The sequence below is a fragment of the Microcystis sp. LE19-84.1B genome (assembly GCF_027531875.1).
Lineage (GTDB): Bacteria > Cyanobacteriota > Cyanobacteriia > Cyanobacteriales > Microcystaceae > Microcystis > Microcystis panniformis.
The window spans coordinates 1-19,776 of the sequence record NZ_JAPZSR010000200.1 but is presented as its reverse complement, the minus strand read 5'-3'; the positions used below and the strand labels follow the sequence as shown (position 1 = coordinate 19,776).

Below are 19,776 nucleotides of genomic sequence, written 5' to 3'. Positions count from 1 at the left end.
TGAAATGGGGCGAAAGTCTGTGGACTCTGTGTAAGACAGTACATGGTTTTTTAACTGTGGTATGCGACGGTGGTGGAAGCAGAAACTTAAATCGTGAGGTTTAGGAATCGCCGCACTTTTAGGGCGGCGAGGATGTCAAGCCACTAACCCTTGCTCATTAAATACCCCTTGGAACAGGATGGAACTCAAATACCGTTCTCCGGAATCTGGCAAAATCACGACAATGGTTTTGCCTTGGTGTTCGGGTTGTTGTGCCAAGCGAGCGGCGACGGCGGCGGCGGCACCGCAGGAAATGCCGGAGATAATCCCTTCTTCTTTGGCCAACCGTTGGGCATAAAGAATGGCCTCTTCGTTGGAAACGGTTTCAATCCCATCCACAAGGGATAAATCCAGAACTTCGGGAATAAACCCCGCCCCAATGCCCTGAATTTTGTGGGGGCCGGACTTTAGGGGCTGACCTGCCCTAGCTTGGGATAGTACGGGGCTGGCTTCTGGCTCCACCGCTACCGATAAAATCGGTTTTCCTTGGGTTTTTTTGATATAGCGCGAAACTCCCGTAATGGTTCCGCCCGTTCCCACACCCGACACGAGAATATCGATCGCCCCATCTGTGTCCTGCCAAATTTCGGGGCCGGTGGTTTCCTCATGGATGCGGGGATTGGCCGCATTGCGGAACTGTTGCAACAACACATAGCGAGTGGGATTAGATGCGGCAATTTCTTCTGCCTTTGCCACCGCTCCGGTCATGCCTTTAGTCCCTTCTGTTAACACCAGATTGGCTCCATAGGCAAGCAACAGTTTGCGCCGCTCCAAGCTCATGGTTTCAGGCATGGTCAGGGTCAGGGGAATCCCCTTAGCGGCGGCTACAAAGGCTAGGGCAATGCCTGTATTGCCACTGGTGGGTTCCACCAGTTCTTTGCCCGGCCCCAATAGTCCCCGTTGTTCCGCATCCCAGATCATGGCCGCACCAATACGACATTTGACCGAATAGGCTGGATTACGACCTTCAATCTTGGCCAGAACCGTGGCGTGATTGTTGCCAACGATTCGATTAAGGCGCACTAGAGGAGTCCGCCCGATCGACAAACTGTTATCCGCGAACCATTTCTTACTCACAAAATGGCAACTCCATGATTAAAATACGACAGTTCACCAGATTGGCTCATCTTGAATCCATTTGAAATTCGCTTGAAATTCATTTTGAATCCATTTGAAATTCATCTTAGCCTATGCACTATCAACCTCTGGTCAAGCTAAACAAATCTTTACAATTAAGCGGGGTCGGCCGCTGTGGTGGAAGAATCAAGGTATAGGAGGGCGGGAAGTGGAGATCAGGGAGCGGGTTTTTAAAGTTGGATTGGGAGTTAATGATCCGCTGCCCGCGAATTTAAATTGCTTGTTGAGATAAGGCAAGAGACAACATCCTACCTTGCCCCCCGATGTCGGGGGGGGTTGGGGGGCGGGGGAGATTCAGCTAATCTAAGGATAGGCGGTTAAAATGCGTCTTAGCTTACTATTAAAAATTGTTTTGATCTAAGATTTAGTCAGCAATATTTTATTGGGAGTATCAAACAATAGAACCAATTTCTCTGATTGTCACCGCGTTGACTGGTGGTGGGGTTGCTGCGGCTAAAGATACGGCGGAAAAAGGCGTTAAAGATACATATAAAGGTTTGAAAACCTTTAACTACCACGGAGGACGGAGGACGGAGGAGTGTACCAAACTCCCAATTCTTTGCGTAAATCAGGATCAAAAGCTTGCAAAAATGGTTCATAGAAATACTGTACCGCTTGTCCCTCATCGAATTGACGAAAAAATTCCTCTCGTCGCACTCGATTTAAAGCTGCACCAGTCCAGTTCAAAACTTCTACTAATCCCAAAGATTTTAACTTACTCGGTGCGGCGATCCGCTCAAATAGGATCGCTAACATGGGAACCTGGAGATGGTGGGCTGCGGATTTCCAATCGAACTTATCCTCGCGATTGAGGTTTTCCTTGTGCCATAATACCCAAGCGGAGAATAAACCATAAAAGTGACTTCCTAGAACGTAGGTTGGGTTGAAGCATGAAACCCAACTTGCGGTTTTAGGGTTTTACCGATTTCGTTAAGGAGAGTTTCGAGAGTGCCGTAGTAGGAGGTTTCTTTTACTGCTGCTTGGGAGGAGTGGATTTCTTGCAGGTTGCGAAAATAATTGACGAGGGGATTCATTAGGAGTCTTGTGAAAACTAAAAATTGTTGTTAGGGTTAGGAGTCAGGAGTCGGTCGTCAGGAGAATTAAGAATGAATAATAATCAATGTCAGGCGTTTGCTTACTGGCCCTCTCTACTCGCACTTAGAAGTTAATTGAATGGAAAGAGCTTCTACGGTACAGTGAAAGTTAACGTTACTGTTGGAAAAAACCTAATCCCATGAATCGTCGTGAATTTGTTGCCCTCGTTGGTGTTGGCGGAGCCATGGCCTGCGCCCCAGAAATACTAGGGACGGCTACCGACCAAGAGATGACCCCGGCCCAAGCGGCGGATGGCTTTGTGAAAGTGACGGGCATTACCCTCAAAGAATTGGAAGTCAAAGGCAGTTTTCTGGATAAAAAATCCCCAGTCGGCTCCTTGCTCCTAATCTGGGAGAAAAATACGAAAAAGATCAGTGCAGTAAACCCGACTTGTACCCATGAAGGCTGTACGGTGAAATGGAATACTGGCGCACAGATTTTAGCTTGTCCCTGCCATCCGGGAAAATTTACCGCCACTGGGGTGGTCACGAATAAACCCCCAAAACGCAATCTAACCACCTATCAAGTCAAGGTCGAAAAAGACGTTATTTTTGTGAAAAAAGCTTAACGGGGTTGACGGAATACCATGCCTTTGGGGACACGGGTAGAATTAGTGACTCTCTACTCGCACTTAGAAATTATGTGTATTGGAAGCTTTAGTACAAATGTTCGAGCTTCCTCTCCCTGCTCCCTTCTCTCTTGCAGTCTTAACGAGTAATTTAGATAGTGGACTTCTTGCATAGTTTTTTATGGTATAACCGAGTGTTTGGCTTTTTTCTTAATTTTTAGATGGAAGTGGAAAAAAGAATAAAATGTGATCTTGGGTCAGGAAATCATCTATAGTTGGCTCTTCGGCTCTTGTATGAGTGCATGGGTGTCTGTGTTAACCAAGAAGTTAATTTTGTCCTATTACCCGATCACACTAAGCTAAGACGCATCTTAACCGCTTATGGTTGGATTAGCTAAATCTCTCCCCCCTGGGGGGTCTTGCCTCATCTCAACATTAAACATCGACAAAATATCTACAATTAAATTAAGGAGAAAACAATGATTGAATTACATCCTGAATTCTTAATCAAAAATGGCAAAAAAGAATTTGCTGTTTTAACTTATGAGGAGTTTATAAAAATTAAAGAAATCTTAGAAGACTTAGAGGATTTGGAAGATTTAATACAAGCAAAAGAAGAAGAAAAAGATAGTCAAACTTATTCTCTAGATCAGGTTAAGAAGATGCTAAATATTGATTGATTGATTGTCTTGCTTTAATTCGACTATTTCACAGATGGGAAAAAATAGAGTTCCCCTTGTGTCTCTAAATCCGGCTCTTTTTCCAGAAATGCTAAAGGGTTGACGGGGAAATCCTGCTGTCAACACTTCAAAATCAGGCAGGTCATGGATAGCAATTGTTCTAATATCTTGATCGGGAATTTCTTGAAAATTATTTAAATATACTTTTCGACAGTTCTCGTCTATTTCACAAGAATATACACAGTCATAACCAACGCTCTCGAAAGCTATTCTAAATCCTCCAATACCAGCAAAAAGATCGATAAATCTGAGTTTTTCGTTTGTCATTGCAAAATTATGACATCAAAGATAGCCAAAGTAAATAGGGTTGGACGAAAAAGTTTTTTGTGGGGACGGATTGTGGGGTGTCGGTCGTCGATACCAAATTAGGTTACACTTCATCTTGAGAAAAGCTGTCACCAGAGATGGTATATTTTGACCATAGTATAGCTCGCTAGTTTAGATTTGTTCAATTGGAGAAATAAGATTAGATAAAATTTCGTTCCATTTTAATTTATGAATAGTTTGTAATTCCGAATCTATTTCAATTAGATGGGAATAGCTATTGACAAATTCTTCTGGAGATGATATCAGTCTCAGATAATATTTAATTGTCGGTATAAGTAGTCGTGCAAAATTAATTTCCTAGTGAAGATAGGCAAGAGGCAAGAGGCAAGAGGCAAGAGCGGGGTTAGATATGTGTAATTAATTTTGCCTAGGTACTTAATACCATTGGTGATTATTTGACAACCATGGTTGTTTTTGATAGTTTGAATCTCAGACATGATTAATTCCACTTCTGTGGGTTTAACATCAAAAGATGATAGGATATAATATCTTCTCGGATTAAATTTAATAATTTTATCTTTGGCAATTCGGAGAATTTGTAAATCAATGTACTTACCATGCTTAATTTCAATAACTTCTACTAATTGTTTATTTTTATCAAAAATCTCAATATCTCCTGCACTACCAGAAGTTAGATCAGAAGCTGTGTGACTGCCTAGGGCTTTTAAGGTAAGGATACTCTAGAATTGGTTTCAAAAATATGTTTCTTAATGGCAATAGCTAACTCTTGAATCATGGGAATACAAACCGAATTACCCACCTGTTTATAAGACTCAGCTAAGTTAGGATGAATTTGAAAACTATCGGGAAACTTCATCAGTCGATAGCATTCTTGGATAGTTAATTTACGCACCTGATCTTGTTCGGGTATATAAATAAAAAAACGTCCAGATGTTTCCTGAGATGGTATAGTAGGATGTACTCCATCGATCGAATAAATTCGGTTAGGTTGATGATGAACCCGGGATAAATGTTCTGTATTTGGTCTGATACCTTTTTTCCAGATAGTTTTATTGCGATACCCGACAAAAATTAATCCTGATGGTTGTAAGGTAGGATTATCAATGAGAGTATATTCTTTTTTATCTAAGTATTCAAAATTGCCTTGAGGAGACAGAAAATCCCGTAACTTAGGTATTGGTGAAGTATATTTTAATGAGTTGAAATTAAATTTTTTATTTTGGGTAGCAATAATAATAATTCTTTCTCGATTTTGCGGCACACCAAAATCCTTGGCATTTAAGAGCTTATAATCAACTAAATAACCCAGTTCTTCCAAAGAACGCAAAATAATATCTAAGTTTTTGCCTTTGTCAAGGTGAATTAGGTGTTTAACATTTTCCAGAAGAATTATTTTCGGCTTTTTTAATTCGACTATTTCGCAGATGTGAAAAAATAGAGTTCCCCTTGTATCTCTAAACCCGGCTCGTTTTCCAGAAATGCTAAAGGGTTGACAGGGAAATCCTGCTGTCAACACTTCAAAATCAGGCAGGTCATGGATAGCAATTTTTCTAATATCTTGATCGGGAATTTCTTGAAAATTATTGAAATATACTTTTCGACAGTTCTCGTCTATTTCACAAGAATATACACAGTCATAACCAACGCTCTCAAAAGCTAATCTAAATCCTCCAATACCAGCAAAAAGATCGATAAATCTGAGTTTTTCGTTTGTCATTGCAAAATTATGACACCAAAGATAGCCAAAGTAAATACATCCTAATTTTAGCAAATGTTCCGACTTATGCAGCGATAAAAACTGTAGTCTAGATAATTAAGGTTAATATGCCCTGATATAATCAATTTGGAGATACTGGATTAGGGATAATTCAGGACAAACTCGCACAATTTCGGTTTCAGACTTCTGTGGCTTTTTCTTGCTCAATCTCGGTCTCCAATTCTTGACGTAATTCTTCTAGAGAAGTGGTAGCAGCTGTCTGAGATAATCTTTCTTTTGACCAATTTAAGGCCTGAAAAAGTCGTTGAGCATTAGCTGGAGAGCGCAAAAGATAAACTTCTTCTAATAAAGCGGATAATTCGTCAGCAAGCAGCAATCAAGGCCACATCATGATGACCCTGACGTTGGACAATAACGATCGAGTTTCCCAGTTCTACTTGTTCTAAAACCTGAATAAAATGTTCTTGTGCTTGGGTATAGCTAGTATAGGTGGTGGGGATGGCCATTAATCAACTCCGCAGTCAAAAAATTAATCAATGGGTGCGTTAACCAAGAGTAACGCACCCCAAAGAAATTACACCGAAGTTAAGGTTTTCTCCGCGCTAATTTGCGCTTCGGGACTATCCGCTTCCGAGGGAGGGACCACTTGCCAGAATTGACCGAGATAGCTATCCCAATTAGCTAAAATTAACTTACCTTTGGGGCTATTAGTGCGTTCTACATGGGCCTCAATTAAAGATTTTAACTGTTCCGCACCGGCAGCCGTGCCAACCCGTTGAATCTTGACAATTTCGGGGTTAAGTTTCTCCGGTAGGGACGGATCAAGAATATAAGCTAATCCTCCCGTCATCCCGGCGCCGACGTTGCGACCGACGGAACCAAGCACGACAATTACCCCCCCGGTCATATATTCACACAGGTGATCCCCGGCCCCTTCGATAACTGCTTTCGCAGTGGAATTGCGGACAGCAAAACGTTCACCAGCGCGACCATTCGCGTATAATACCCCACCGGTAGCCCCGTAGAGACAGGTATTACCGATAATAGCGTTATCTTCGGGCTGATAATTGGCGTTTTGGGGCGGTAAGATGACAATTTCGCCGCCGTAGATGCCTTTACCCACATAATCGTTAGCTTCTCCCTCTAAATGGAGATTGACACCGGGTAAATTAAATGCTCCGAAACTTTGACCCGCCGCACCCTGGAAATTGAGCTTAATTTCGCCTTCAAAGCCGTCATTACCGTATTTTTGGGCAATTACCCCCGCAATTCTCGCCCCCACGGAGCGATCGGTATTGACAATCCTGTAGGTTTTGCTGACGGTTCCCTGTTGCTCGATCGCCTGTTTAATCTCGCTATCTGCTAGAATCTCGTCATCGAGAACAGCACCGTTACTATGTACTTCCTCGTGCTGCAACCAAGAGCGGTTACTGCGGCCATCGGGTAAATTCAACAAACAATCGAGATTGAGGGATTCTGTCTTAGTTAAACGAGCATCGGAGCGCACTTTTAACAGATCCGACCGGCCAATCACCTCATTTAAACTGTGATAGCCTAATTTCGCCAATAATTGCCGCGTTTCCTCAGCCACCAAAGTGAAGAAATTGACCACATGAGCGGGAATTCCGGGAAAACGAGCGCGCAGACGTTCCTGTTGGGTAGCGACTCCCACAGGACAATTATTCGTGTGACAGACGCGGGCCATGATGCACCCCTCGGCAATCATGGAAATGGAACCAAAACCGAATTCCTCCGCACCCATGAGAGCAGCCATGAGGATATCCCAACCGGTTTTTAGTCCCCCATCTGCACGCAAAATCACCCGATGACGCAGTTGATTTTCCATTAACATCCGATGCACTTCCGTTACTCCCAATTCCCAGGGACTACCTGCGTGTTTAATCGAACTTAGGGGTGATGCACCTGTACCACCATCGTGGCCAGAAATCTGGATAATATCAGCGTTAGCTTTGGCAACTCCGGCCGCAATTGTGCCGATACCGATCTCGGCCACTAATTTGACGGAAACTTTGGCCCGGGGGTTAATTTGGTGTAAATCGTAGATTAATTGCGCTAAATCTTCGATCGAGTAGATATCGTGGTGAGGAGGGGGAGAAATCAAGGTAACACCCGGTTTTGATCGCCGTAACATGGCAATATAGGGACTGACTTTTTTCCCCGGTAATTGACCTCCTTCTCCCGGTTTTGCTCCTTGGGCCATTTTAATCTCTAGCTGTTTTCCACTCATTAAGTATTCGGGAGTGACTCCAAAACGTCCCGAAGCTATCTGTTTAATGGCAGAATTGGCCGTATCACCGTTTTTTAAGCCGTTTAGGTGGGGCATAGTTACGGAATGTCCTTCTTCATCCACATCGCTTAAGCTGGTGTAGCGGATCGGATCTTCTCCCCCTTCTCCGGAATTGGACTTACCTCCGATGCGATTCATGGCGATCGCTAGGGTTTCGTGTGCTTCCCGGCCCAAGGCACCGAGGGACATTCCCCCTGTGCAGAAGCGTTGCAGGATACTTTCGATCGATTCTACTGCTTCGATGGCAATTGAGGCTCGATCGCTGTTAAATTCTAATAAATCGCGCAATGCAGTAACGGGTCTTTGCTGCAAGATTTGACGATAGGTTTCGTAATGGTCATATCCCTGTCCGTTGGAGTGAGCGGCCACTGCTTTATGGAGTGCTTTCGCCATTTCTGGGGAATTCATGTGGTATTCTCCCCCCGGACGGTAGTTGACAAAACCGTAGTTTTCTAGTTTTTTAGCGGTAAGATTGGGGAAAGCTTTACTATGGAATGCGATCGCTTCTTGGGCCACTTCCGCAATGCTTAAACCCCCGACGCGACTGGTAGTACCGTTAAAAGCTAGTTTAACTAAATCTGCCGATAATCCGATCGCCTCGAAAATTTGCGCTCCATGGTAGGAAGATAGGAGAGAAATACCCATTTTCGAGAGGATTTTCAGTAATCCTGCTTCTACGGATTTGCGGTAATTAATTAGGGCTTTTTCGAGGCTAATAGCTTCTAATTTGCCGTTTTCCATCAATTTCTGGGTTTTTGGCTCGATCCACCACTGGGCGATCGTTGCTAACGCAAGATAGGGACAAACTGCGGAAGCACCATAACCAATTAGACAAGCGAAGTGATGGGTACTCCAACATTGGGCCGTATCGATCACAATCGAAGCTTTTAAACGCAAGTGTGAGCGAATCAGGTGATGATGGACGGCACCAACAGCTAATAAAGGGGGAATATAGCTAGTTTTTTCGTCAATAGGAGCAGTCCTGTCACTGAGAATTAAAATTTCTGCTCCCGATTCCACTTTCTTGGCGGCCTCAGCGCACAAATTAGCGATCGCATATTCTAATCCCCCCGGTCCGGTGGTCAGATCATAAAGGGTAGAAAGTTCGGCTGTTTTGTAGCTAGAGGTTTTAACTTTGGCTAATTCCGCATTATTGAGCAGGGGAGAGTCTAATTTCAGTAAATGTGCGTCATCAACCCCCAATTTCAGGATATTACCCCGTCGTCCCAGATACATAGTCAAGGACATGACTAAACTTTCCCGTAAAGGATCGATGGGAGGGTTAGTAACTTGGGCAAAACGTTGTTTAAAGTAATCGTAGAGAAGATGGGGTTTACTGGAGAGGACTGCTAGGGGAGTGTCATCACCCATACAGAAAGTCGGTTCTTTTCCCTGTTCTGCCATGGGAACGATAATCAGATCCACATCTTCGGATGTGTAACCGAAAGCGGTTTGCAGGGGAAGGAGATGACTGGGAGCGGGAATATCGATCGCTGTTTCTTTGTCAATCAAGGTGCGTTGGGATTGCACCCATTCACCGTAGGGATTAGCTCGGGCAATTTCCTGTTTAATCGGCCAATTACGCTTAATTTCGCCTTTTTCTAGGTCAACTGCGATCATTTGACCGGGGCCGAGACGACCTTTTTCCATAATGGTGGTTTCATCGAGGGGAATAGTTCCCGCTTCCGAGGAAACGACGATATAACCGTTGTTAGTAATGCTATAACGGGCCGGTCGCAAACCGTTGCGATCCAAACAAGCGCCGACGATTCCCCCGTCACTGAATACCAGTAAAGCTGGACCGTCCCAGGGTTCCTGTAAACCGCTATAGTATTCGTAAAAGTCGATAATTTCGGGATAATCCTGTAAATCCGGCTGATTATTGTAGGCCTCCGGCACTAGGATCATAGCCGCTTCTAGGGGACTGCGACCAGTTCTCACCAATAATTCTAGGGCGCTATCGAGGTTATAGGAGTCGCTGTTAGCGGGGTTAACAATGGGGGTCAGGGATTGTAATTCTTCGTGGGTCCAACCTTGGGTTTCTAAAGCGGGTTCCCGGGCCGACATCCAGTTAATATTGCCCAAAAGGGTGTTAATTTCGCCGTTATGACCCAATAAGCGCATCGGTTGAGCGAGGGGCCATTTCGGTTGGGTATTGGTGCTAAAACGTCGGTGATAAATAGCGAATTGACTGCTATAGGCGGGATTTTGCAGGTCTAGATAGAATTCTCGCAGGATTTCGCCCCGTACCATCCCTTTATAGACAATTGTGCGACAGGAAAAGGAACAGAAATAGAAATCATCGGCCAGTTGCTTACCGACTTCAGAACGGGCAATATAGAGTAGGCGATCGAATTGAGAACCGGCTAAATCGGGGGAAGTAACCAGAATTTGCTCGACGTAGGGTTGATTTTCCCTTGCTTGTCTTCCGAGGACTTCGGGACGGACGGGAACAGCACGCCAACCTAAAATCTTAATATTATATTTATTGACAATTTCCTCGATATGTGCTTTAGCGTCGGCTCGTTCTTGGGCCGCTTGGGGAAGAAAGACCATACCCACCCCTAGTCGCTCAGATTCTGGCATATTTAAGCCATTTTCGGCGAACCAAGGAGCGAGGACATCTCTGGGGATAGCGGTCATCATACCGGAACCGTCACCGGAATCCTGATCGGCGCTGCAGCCTCCCCGGTGTTCCAAACAACCTAAGGCTAAAAGGGCCTGTTCAATCAGTTGATGGCTACCAGAACCGCGCACATCGGCAATAAAACCGACTCCGCAAGCGTCCCGTTCCTCTACGAGCCATGGGGGACCCCAATAGGGATCGATTTGGTGGATATTGTCGGTTTTTAGGTTATTTTGTTGCGCCATAGAAGTTATCCTTAGGGTCGTTGTCTAGAGGGGTGGGATAGCTGGTCTGCTGAAAAGAGGGCGAATGCAATTCGCCCCTACAATAATATTATTAATATTATTGCGCCAATGCTAGGGGTGCATCGCGTGCGCCCAAAATGTCGTATAGATATCTCTACAAAATTGAGATGCACCCTAGTTAGTTTTAAAACTGATCTCCTAATTTTCGATTGTGTATTAGTATTATACCCTCCTCATAGAGAACCTAGAAGAACCTTCGTATTATTGAGGCAATGGGGTCAAATTCAGGACAAGACTTTCCCTAAAGAGGCAGGTAAATCGGCTAATTTTTCTACTACTGTCACCCCAGCTTCTTGAAAATGACGTAAGCTATCTTTTCTGGTATTCTTAGCGGCAACAGAGTAGGAAAGTTGGTTAGAAATAATTGTTTCTGTATCGCCGAAATTGGTTTCAATCGCTGCATTTAATCCCACAAGATAGGCAATCACCGGTTTTTCGATCGCCGAGGCAATATATTTGGCTGCCTCGATTTCGGCCTTTCCTCCCACCTGACTGACGAGGAGAATCGCCTCGGTATTGTCATCTTCCTCGAAAACCTGCAACCATTGGGACAAATTGGAGCCAATAATGCCGTCAGTCCCCAAATTTACCGCCATAGATTCACCATAACCGGCCGCTGTTAAAGTTTTCGCCACTTCATCCCCCAAGCGATCGCCGCGGGTGATCAGACCAATTGTCCCCGATTGATAAAAACTGGGTTCACAAATACCCAACCAAAGATAATTGGGAATAATTACACCCTGACTACCGGGTCCGAGAATTAATGTCCCGGTGGTACTAGCTATCTTTAATAATTCCACCAGATCCAAGGGGGGAACTCCAGGGGTGACGATAATTAATTGGGGGATGGCTGCTGCGATCGCTTCTAAGGCCGCATCTAGGACTTGATTGGGTGGGACTAAAATTAAACTGGTTTGGATTTCCCCTGCTTCAGCAACGGCCTCGGCCACTAGATCAAACACTGGTATCTCTGCGATTATCTCACCACTGCAGCCACTAGCCACCCCCGCTACTAAACAGGTTCCCTGGGTTTTCAATCTTGCCGCATAATACTTGCCTAGGGGTCGATCGATCCCTTGCATAATTATCTGATCTTTATCTGTCCATTTCATATATTAAGTGTTGGGAGTTGTTTCAGTAAACAGTAAACAGTAAACAGTAAACAGTAATTAGTAAACAGTAATCAGTGAACAGTAATCAGCTTCTGAAGGCAAGAGTCAAAGGTTTTAGATTCGTCCCTTGTGAACTGAAAACTCACATCTGATCACTGATAACTGATAACTGATTCTAGGCTAATTTAATGGCTGCAGTGACCACCTCTTCTAAAGACTCTAACCAATGAAAGTTAACATCAGCTAAACTCTGACTGAGATCGATCGCTTTGCTGTCAGCTAGGACGCGAAAAATTATTTGTGGTAGGGTGGGATTGAGAAAAGATCGAGGTTGCAAGGTTTGTCTTTCCTGTCGGGTGGCCCGGATCGTTCGTTCGCCGCTGCCCCGGCTGGGTGATAATGGGCTATAACTGCGGTAGTAATTACTAATAGTCTCGATCGCTTTTTGGACAAAGTCGGGATAACTGATAATATCAACGATAACCACTTTTAAATCGGTCAATAGTTGGAATTGTTGCAGACCAGCCTCTATTTGCTCGTTTAATTGCTCTAATTCTAGTCTTTCCTCCAGTATAAGCCAGGCTGCTAGTTTTGCTCCCTTGCTGTCTAAGGCATCCCAGACAGTGGACATCAAACCCTGGCCATTACTGATCACGGCTATTTGGCCAGTTTGATCAATTATCGACCAAGGGGATTGTAATTGGGGTGGGGTCAAGGCCAGAAGATCGAGATGTCTAGCTAAAGCGGCATCATTAACAGTTATTTTGCCATCTAGGGCCATCACTTCCCCAGTTTCGTTGATACCCAGGGGATTAATCTCGATAATATCGAGATCTTTGCTGACAAAGAGACTATACATTTTTTCGAGAATTTGACTGATAGACTCGATCAAAGACCCTCTTAAACCCATAGATACGGCTAATTGCCGACAGAGATAGGGGGAAAATCTCTCTTCAATGACCACTTTTTGCATGGTTGCCAGCAAACTGTCCACATCCATCCCCCCTTGACTCGCACCGAGTAAAACCGGTCTTTGCAGATGATAATCGAGTAAAATGGCTAAAAATATCTCTTGTTGCGGATTATACCGGGCTTCTGCTAGAATTACCTCTGGATATTCTCCGGCGATCGGTAAATGAAAGATAGCATGGGCAGCAGCGATCGCATCGATGGTATTAGCGACAAATTTCACCCCTCCTGCTTTTCCCCGTCCTCCCGCTCGTACCTGGGACTTCAGCACGATAGGATAGGGAATGTTTAATCTTTTTAGTCCCCCCGGTTCGTGGATTGGTTGGGAAGGTAAAATGGGGATACCTACCTGAGCAAATATTTCCTTGGCTTGGTATTCGAGTAAATCCATAATTGATTAGTTGATAAAGTGGCGGTTCTCTCTTTGCTCGTTTCGGTAGCTGGGGGACTATAAAGATTATTTTAGCAACAGCATTCGGTTCACGGGTGATCAGGGAGAATATTCTTGGTTTATAGGGATGGGGGACTGGTAGTGACGGCAATCTCGATCGCAAAACTTAAAATTAATTCGATCGGGTGATTTTTTTTTGATAGGATTGAACCTATAATTCTCCCATAAATAGTTATTGTTCCCCATTAACCGTGCCAAACTAAGAACTGCGGACAAATCAAGAGTTTTGGCGTTTCAATAGACCAAATAAACTATTAACTGGCAGTTAGTCGGAAATATCAGTTATTTTTTGCTAAAATTCTCCTTTTTCCCGCATTTTCTTGCTTGGAAACAAACTTTTTTCCGCTTTCGTCTTTATCTTTAATTCGCTCCCACTAGGAAACTCAAGGGTAAGATGCTAAATTTTCAAAAGCAGGGTCGTCATCATCCTCTGACCCTATTCACAATGCTTTTAAGTGCTTCTTTCGTTGTGGTCTCCCTTTCCTTGACTCCTGCGATCGCACGTCAATTCGCCCCAATTAACCCGATTAAACCGATTCCTTTGGGGAATGACCGATTAATTCCTGCTGGCACAGATATCCCTGTAAAATACGAGCAAGGGGAAAAAATTCTTTTAACCAAACAAGAAACTTTTTCTTTATCACTGACCGTTACCGATAATATCAAAAATTCCCAAGGACAGACAATTATTCCCGATGGTAGTCAGATTATCGGAGAAATTAAACCCGATGGTCAAGGTTCGCGTTTTTTATCCCAAAAAATCTTTTTAAAAACCCGTCAACCCCAAGAAAAATCTATTGATGCTATTTCGGCAGTTTTCACTCGTCTAGAAAGGCTAATTAAGGGAGTTAACCCCGATAAAATTATTCAGGGTGCAGTATTAGGAAAATCCGCCGCTTCTGTCCTCGCTTCTTTTACTTCTGACCAACCGGTTAGCGAGGGATTATTACGAGGAGGAGGATTAGAAGTATTAGCCGGTTGGTTACTACGAGGAGAATCGGTGGAATTATTGTCAATTAACCCCAAGGAAGATTTAAAATTAACCCTTCGTTCTGATTTTACCGGTCAGTAAGCTTAAAAAAATCAGGTGTGTTAGTTATTAATCTAACACACCAGCTATCGAGACTAGGCGGCGTTTTGCCGATACCATTCAATGGTTTTTTGCAAACCTTCTTTAAATTCCATTTGAGCAACAAAACCGAATTTTTCCCGAGCGCGGGTTGTATCTAAACAGCGTCGCGGTTGACCATTCGGTTTATCTATTTCCCAAACAATTTCGCCATCAAAACCCATTAAATCACAGATTAATTCCACTAAATCTTTGATAGAAATCTCATAATTTGTACCAAGATTAACCGGGTCTGATTCATTATAGAACTGACTGGCCATGACAAGGCCTCGCGCTGCATCGGTGGAGTAGAGAAACTCCCGGGTTGGACTACCATCTCCCCAGACAGGAAGTTGTTTATCCCCCCGTTGTTGTCCCTCATAAACCTTGCGAATTAAAGCAGGAATTACATGGGAACTACCCGGATCAAAATTATCCTCTGGCCCGTATAAATTCACCGGTAAAAGATAAATTCCGTTGAAACCATACTGCAAACGATAGGACTCTAATTGTACCAATAAAGCCTTTTTAGCGATACCATAAGGCGCATTGGTTTCTTCGGGATATCCTGACCATAAATCGTCTTCATGGAAAGGTACTGAAGTAAATTTTGGATAGGCACAAATTGTCCCCACACAGACAAATTTTTGCACTCCTGCTAGATAGGCAGCGTGAATTAATTGGGTTCCCATCATCAAATTATCATAGAATAATTCGGCGGGTTTTTCCCGATTGAGACCGATGCCTCCCACATGGGCTGCCAAATGGATAATTAAATCTTCTTGGTCGGCTAAACGTTGACAGTTTTCCCAAACTCTTAAATCACAATCTTTGGACCGAGGAATTGTAATTTTTTCGGGATTTGCCCCCGCTGCAATTAACTGATTAACTACTTGCCGACCTAAAAATCCAGCCCCCCCGGTGACGACGATTCTCTGTTCGCTTAAATTCAGCATATTTTCACCTCTTTAATCCACAGTTGTCATCGAACGATTGCGAAGATAAGCCAAATCTTTTAATAACTGTTCGCTATCACCACCGTTATTAAGATTAATCCCCAAAGCCGCTAAATCCGCATCTACCATTAATTTTACCAGTCCCTCGAACGTCACCGACGGCTGCCAACCTAATTTCTCTCTGGCTTTTGTGGAATCTCCTATCAATAAATCTACTTCCGCTGGACGCAAATAACGTTGATCAAACTCCACATAATCCTGCCAATTTAGATTAACGTATTGGAAAGAAATATCGAGAAACTCCCGGATAGAATAGGTTTCATTGGTCGCCACCACATAATCATCTGGTTCTTCCTGTTGTAACATTAACCACATCGCCCGCACATAGTCCTTAGCATAACCCCAATCCCGTTTAGAATCGAGATTTCCTAAATAGAGTTTTTTCTGTTGTCCAGCAATAATTCGGGCCAAAGCGCGGGTAATTTTGCGCGTGACAAAAGTTTCTCCACGCCGGGGGGATTCATGGTTAAATAAAATGCCGTTACAGGCAAATAAGTCGTAGGATTCCCGATAGTTGACCGTTTGCCAGTGACCGTAAACTTTCGCACAAGCGTAGGGACTGCGGGGATAAAATGGCGTGGTTTCTTTTTGGGGAACTTCCATGACTTTCCCGAACATTTCCGAGGAACCTGCTTGATAGAAACGGACTTCGATGCCGGTTCTTTTTTGGTAATCCCGAATTGCTTCTAGTAGTCTTAAGACCCCCACACCGACAGCATCAACGGTGTATTCTGGGGCATCAAAACTAACTCGCACGTGGGATTGGGCCCCTAAATTATACACTTCTACCGGTTGCACTTGTTCGAGGATACGCCGCAGGGTCGTCCCGTCGGTGAGGTCGCCATAGTGAAGAAAAAATTTAGCATCCGGCTGGTGGGGGTCAATGTAGATATGATCGATGCGATCGGTGTTAAAAGTTGAGGTACGACGGATGATACCGTGGACTTCATAGCCTTTTTCTAATAATAATTCGCTCAGATAGGAACCATCTTGACCGGTGATGCCGGTAATTAGGGCGCGTTTCGGTTGAGTCATCAGTAATTTACCTAATGGGAAAGAATAAAGACCAGGGCAGGGTCTGACTGCTTATAGCACACTTTAGCCCCTCATGACAAGTTTGGCTAGGTTGACCGGGGACAAAAAGATGAATTGATTTTTTATCCGGGCTGCATAGATTCTAAATGGTTCTGACAATTTTCTCGGAATTTTCTGACTTGAAATTCCTTGACTTTGAGTAATTGATAATTATCTTTTCCCATGGCTAGGGAAAATTTGGCTTCGGTCTCATCAAGTAAATTTTTGGAGATAGCTTTCCACTGTTCTTGCGTTTGCCAATGGACAACGATAATTAATTCTTCCTCGATGGCGGGATTAATCCAAAGCTCCTTACCTAAAAAACCCGGTTGTTTTGCTAAAAACTTTGTCCAAATTTCTTGATCTTTTTGGATAAATTTTTCCCTCGCTTCGGGGTTAACTTGAAATTGTAACCACTCAATGACCATAGTAATTATCTCCTATTTTTTGGCTTTCATCAAGAATTCTTCTGTGAGTTTCATAAAAGCTTTGGAACCACTAGAAGAGGGCATGGCTGCCACCGCAGGCACGAACATATCCACAGCTTTAGCTACATTAACATCCATAGGAATCGCATTAGCAAAAATTTGATGGGCTTGAAAATCCTGTTGTACCCGGCGCATGACTTGATTATAGTAGCGACTGAGTAAACCACCACCGGAAAGAATAAAAACTATACCGAGTAAACCGGGGTTAATCGGGTCGGTTTCTTGATGACTAGCTTTCAGTTTAACTATTCTTCTTTCTAATAGCTGAATGCCGACAATTGATAAAGGTTCGGGACGGGCAGGTAGTAAATAAAAATGACTGCTACATAGACCACTACGAGTTAAAAGATTATACCCCGGAGCGCAGTCCATGATAATATAATCGTAACGGTCTTGAATGGGGTCAATAATTTTTTGAATTAAGACTCTTTCCAAGTTATTCCAAGCATGATCAAAGCCTAAATCTTCCTGTAAAATTGCTTGATGGTGCAGGGTTTCTGAGACGACATATTCATCATATAGTTCGATGTCTCCTGGCAGTAGATCTAAGCCTTGAATTTCACAGACTGAAGGGACAATAATATCATCAATAGTTAATTTATTGTAGGGATTGGGTTTGATAATTGCTTCTAATAAATAGCTTAAAGTGCGTTTTTTGCGACGCAGTTGAGCGAATTCGTGGGGGGACATTAAGCTAAGAGTCGCACTGATTTGAGCGTCTAAATCGAGGACAAGGACTCGTTTTTGCTGAAATTTAGCTAAACAGGTGGCAAGGTTGACGGTAAGGGTAGTTTTTCCTACTCCTCCTTTCATATTAACGGTGCTGATGACAGTGGCCATTATGGGAGTTCCTTTCTAGTTAACCGATGGAATATCTCGACGTAAAACCTGCCCGTTGGGAGCCATAATTAAAGGAGGTAAACTGGTAATATTGATCGCCTCGTGGGTTTTCATGTCGTAGGTGGTGTAAACTGTTTCCTGTTGATGGGGATTAATATCGACAATTGTTAGGGTTTTTCTAGGTGCTTGTTCACTGTTCAATAACCGTCGCGGTCCACTGCCTAAAGCTCCTGCGTGTAATAATTGTAATTGCCCCCGTTTACCCGGATAGTAAGCGTGAGCGTGGCCACTAATATAAGTATGCACCTGATAGCCCTCTAAAAACGCTCTTAATTGCTCGGCATCGGCTAAATAATCCCCCGGTCGATTTCTGCCCACGGCAATACCGTAGAGGGGTAAATGACCAATTACTAGCCGCATTCTAGCATTTTTAGCGTCGCTACTACTCAAGTTTTTTGCTGCCCAATTTAGTTGTTGCCCAGAGATTAAATGAGTGGAGGCATCCCAAACTAGATAGAATATACCATTTTGAGTGAAAGTATAATAAAAAGGAAAGCCGGTTTTATCGATAAAATTTAAACTTGTATTATGTTGGGGGTTTTGCCAATAATCTTGGGCTAATTTTCTCTCCTTAGCATAGATAAATTTTCCTGCGGATAAAGCTCCAGAAGCGTCATGATTACCGATGGTAAAAGCAAAGGGTATTTTAGCAGCTCGCAGGGGCGCGGCGATATGGTGATCAAAGGCCGACCACATGGCGTTAATTGCTGCCTCTGTCAAGCTGCTTTTTTGTCCTGCCACCATGTCGCCACCACAGAGGACGAGATCGGGTTTATGATTGATAATTAAGGGGATAGCTCGATCGATTTCGGGATCGTAAGTAGTGGAACCGTATTGACTATTAAGGTCACTAATCACAATTATCTTGACTTTTTTCGCCTTTTGTGATTGTTTAACAGCCGACTCAGGGGGATTTTTGGAAGTAACAGGCTGTAAAATTTGATGAGCGCAAGCTGCCAAGCTAAAACCGCCTAAACTGCCACTAATCAGCAAAAATTTACGGCGTTGCATAGGATATCAATCTCGTCTTTAATTGAGGTCACGTCAGTTAGTGTAGCAATTTTTGTCCCTTCGATCGCTTTTTTGTTGATCATCCCAATTAAGTAGGGAGGCACAATCATTTGTAGGATGGGTTAGCGGTAGCGTAACCCATCGGGGCTAATTATACTCACTGCTGTTGTTGTCTGACATAAGCATCTACAAGATTACGAATCAGGGATTGATAGGAAGCATTATGACGTTGAGCTTCCCGTTTAAAATACTCAATACTCTCCTTAGAAAATTCCATCGTTACCCTGACAGTATTTTGATTCGGTATTAGCTGCTCTGGTGGTGGTAAAAAGTCTTCGACAATTGTCACCTTACCAATCGGTTTTGCAGGATCAGGGGTTATGTTCTTCATAGAATTTTCTCCATTTACGCCATTCAGCTGCGCCAAATATACGAATCACTCCATCGCGGTAAGTAAAACGCACCGTTAAAACCCGGTCTTTTACCTTACCAATACAAAACCAACGTTCCTCTGAGTCACTATGTTGGACATCATGGACAATCAAACGATGTGGATCGAAAAACGCATATTGAGCAGTCTCAAAGTCCACACCATGTTTAGCCTTATTGTCAGCTTCTCTTCGACTATCCCAATCGAAAGTGCTTGTCATGTCACTCTAGCATATTTTAGTTTGTGTCGCTAAGTTCAAGGGGTGACAAGGCGACTAAAAGGCTTGCTGGATAAGGCGCATAGCCGTTAGACCCCTAGAAAAATCGGGGTGTTTTCCTGGCTTGAGGCGGATCAAAGAAAAGGCGAGTTCCGAGTACGCGTCCATCGACTCGAT

16 protein-coding genes and 2 pseudogenes are annotated in these 19,776 nt (G+C 43.6%); 3 read left to right on the top strand and 15 right to left on the bottom strand.

Annotated features, from left to right (window positions below; translation table 11 throughout):
- Nucleotides 1–135: 135 nt before the first annotated feature.
- Nucleotides 136–1,116: a cysteine synthase A gene (gene cysK / locus O9324_RS11720; protein WP_271927955.1), complete on the bottom strand. Its 981-nt coding sequence runs from the start codon at nt 1,114–1,116 to the stop codon at nt 136–138.
- 582 nt (nt 1,117–1,698) lie between these two features.
- A pseudogene (locus O9324_RS27195) lies at nt 1,699–2,210 on the bottom strand (hypothetical protein); the annotation flags it as partial.
- 200 nt (nt 2,211–2,410) lie between these two features.
- Between O9324_RS27195 and O9324_RS11705 the strand changes: the two are divergent.
- Together O9324_RS11705 and O9324_RS11700 are read left to right on the top strand one after the other, a co-directional pair.
- Nucleotides 2,411–2,839 carry a QcrA and Rieske domain-containing protein gene (locus O9324_RS11705; RefSeq protein WP_287630075.1) on the top strand — a complete coding sequence of 143 codons (429 nt, stop codon included), beginning with the start codon at nt 2,411–2,413 and terminating at the stop codon, nt 2,837–2,839.
- Between the two features lie 479 nt (nt 2,840–3,318).
- A complete protein-coding gene (locus O9324_RS11700) occupies nt 3,319–3,519 on the top strand; it encodes a hypothetical protein (protein ID WP_002785435.1) in 201 nt (66 codons plus the stop codon).
- Here the strand turns inward: O9324_RS11700 and O9324_RS11695 are convergent.
- The 6 genes and pseudogenes from O9324_RS11695 to O9324_RS11670 all read right to left on the bottom strand — a co-directional run bounded on the left by O9324_RS11695 (nt 3,505) and on the right by O9324_RS11670 (nt 13,295).
- Nucleotides 3,505–3,846 carry a DNA cytosine methyltransferase gene (locus O9324_RS11695; RefSeq protein ID WP_288140272.1) on the bottom strand — a complete coding sequence of 114 codons (342 nt, stop codon included), beginning with the start codon at nt 3,844–3,846 and terminating at the stop codon, nt 3,505–3,507. The two genes, O9324_RS11700 and O9324_RS11695, sit on opposite strands and share 15 nt — an antisense overlap.
- A gap of 724 nt (nt 3,847–4,570) precedes the next feature.
- Nucleotides 4,571–5,584 carry a DNA cytosine methyltransferase gene (locus O9324_RS11690; protein ID WP_288140271.1) on the bottom strand — a complete coding sequence of 338 codons (1,014 nt, stop codon included), beginning with the start codon at nt 5,582–5,584 and terminating at the stop codon, nt 4,571–4,573.
- Between the two features lie 178 nt (nt 5,585–5,762).
- Nucleotides 5,763–6,090 (bottom strand): annotated as a pseudogene (locus tag O9324_RS11685) (type II toxin-antitoxin system Phd/YefM family antitoxin).
- 68 nt (nt 6,091–6,158) lie between these two features.
- Nucleotides 6,159–10,763: a glutamate synthase large subunit gene (gene gltB, locus O9324_RS11680; protein ID WP_288140270.1), complete on the bottom strand. Its 4,605-nt coding sequence runs from the start codon at nt 10,761–10,763 to the stop codon at nt 6,159–6,161.
- Between the two features lie 284 nt (nt 10,764–11,047).
- Complete coding sequence (locus tag O9324_RS11675; protein WP_287628290.1) at nt 11,048–11,935, bottom strand: succinate--CoA ligase subunit alpha; 888 nt, start codon at nt 11,933–11,935, stop codon at nt 11,048–11,050.
- A gap of 175 nt (nt 11,936–12,110) precedes the next feature.
- Nucleotides 12,111–13,295 carry an ATP-grasp domain-containing protein gene (locus O9324_RS11670; RefSeq protein ID WP_287628291.1) on the bottom strand — a complete coding sequence of 395 codons (1,185 nt, stop codon included), beginning with the start codon at nt 13,293–13,295 and terminating at the stop codon, nt 12,111–12,113.
- Between the two features lie 454 nt (nt 13,296–13,749).
- Here O9324_RS11670 and O9324_RS11665 point away from each other — a divergent pair, with 454 nt between their 5' ends.
- Nucleotides 13,750–14,427, top strand: coding sequence for a hypothetical protein (locus tag O9324_RS11665; RefSeq protein ID WP_287628292.1), 678 nt, complete (start codon nt 13,750–13,752; stop codon nt 14,425–14,427).
- 53 nt (nt 14,428–14,480) lie between these two features.
- On the opposite strand, the gene O9324_RS11660 is transcribed toward O9324_RS11665, so the two are convergent.
- The 7 genes from O9324_RS11660 to O9324_RS11630 all read right to left on the bottom strand — a co-directional run bounded on the left by O9324_RS11660 (nt 14,481) and on the right by O9324_RS11630 (nt 19,602).
- A complete protein-coding gene (locus O9324_RS11660; protein WP_288140269.1) occupies nt 14,481–15,419 on the bottom strand; it encodes a GDP-L-fucose synthase family protein in 939 nt (312 codons plus the stop codon).
- Between the two features lie 12 nt (nt 15,420–15,431).
- The gene (gene gmd, locus O9324_RS11655) at nt 15,432–16,514 is read right to left on the bottom strand and encodes a GDP-mannose 4,6-dehydratase (protein ID WP_287628295.1); all 1,083 of its coding nucleotides are present in this window, start codon (nt 16,512–16,514) and stop codon (nt 15,432–15,434) included.
- Nucleotides 16,515–16,636: 122 nt separating this feature from the next.
- Nucleotides 16,637–16,981 carry a TIGR03792 family protein gene (locus O9324_RS11650; RefSeq protein ID WP_287628296.1) on the bottom strand — a complete coding sequence of 115 codons (345 nt, stop codon included), beginning with the start codon at nt 16,979–16,981 and terminating at the stop codon, nt 16,637–16,639.
- Nucleotides 16,982–16,993: 12 nt separating this feature from the next.
- The gene (locus tag O9324_RS11645) at nt 16,994–17,881 is read right to left on the bottom strand and encodes a ParA family protein (protein ID WP_002769018.1); all 888 of its coding nucleotides are present in this window, start codon (nt 17,879–17,881) and stop codon (nt 16,994–16,996) included.
- A gap of 15 nt (nt 17,882–17,896) precedes the next feature.
- Complete coding sequence (locus tag O9324_RS11640; protein ID WP_288140268.1) at nt 17,897–18,952, bottom strand: metallophosphoesterase family protein; 1,056 nt, start codon at nt 18,950–18,952, stop codon at nt 17,897–17,899.
- Between the two features lie 157 nt (nt 18,953–19,109).
- Entirely contained in the window at nt 19,110–19,343 is a 234-nt protein-coding gene (locus tag O9324_RS11635; RefSeq protein WP_069474015.1) for a hypothetical protein, read from the bottom strand.
- A complete protein-coding gene (locus O9324_RS11630; protein WP_002756313.1) occupies nt 19,324–19,602 on the bottom strand; it encodes a BrnT family toxin in 279 nt (92 codons plus the stop codon). Before O9324_RS11630 ends, O9324_RS11635 begins: the two co-directional genes overlap by 20 nt.
- Between the last annotated feature and the right edge of the window lie 174 nt (nt 19,603–19,776).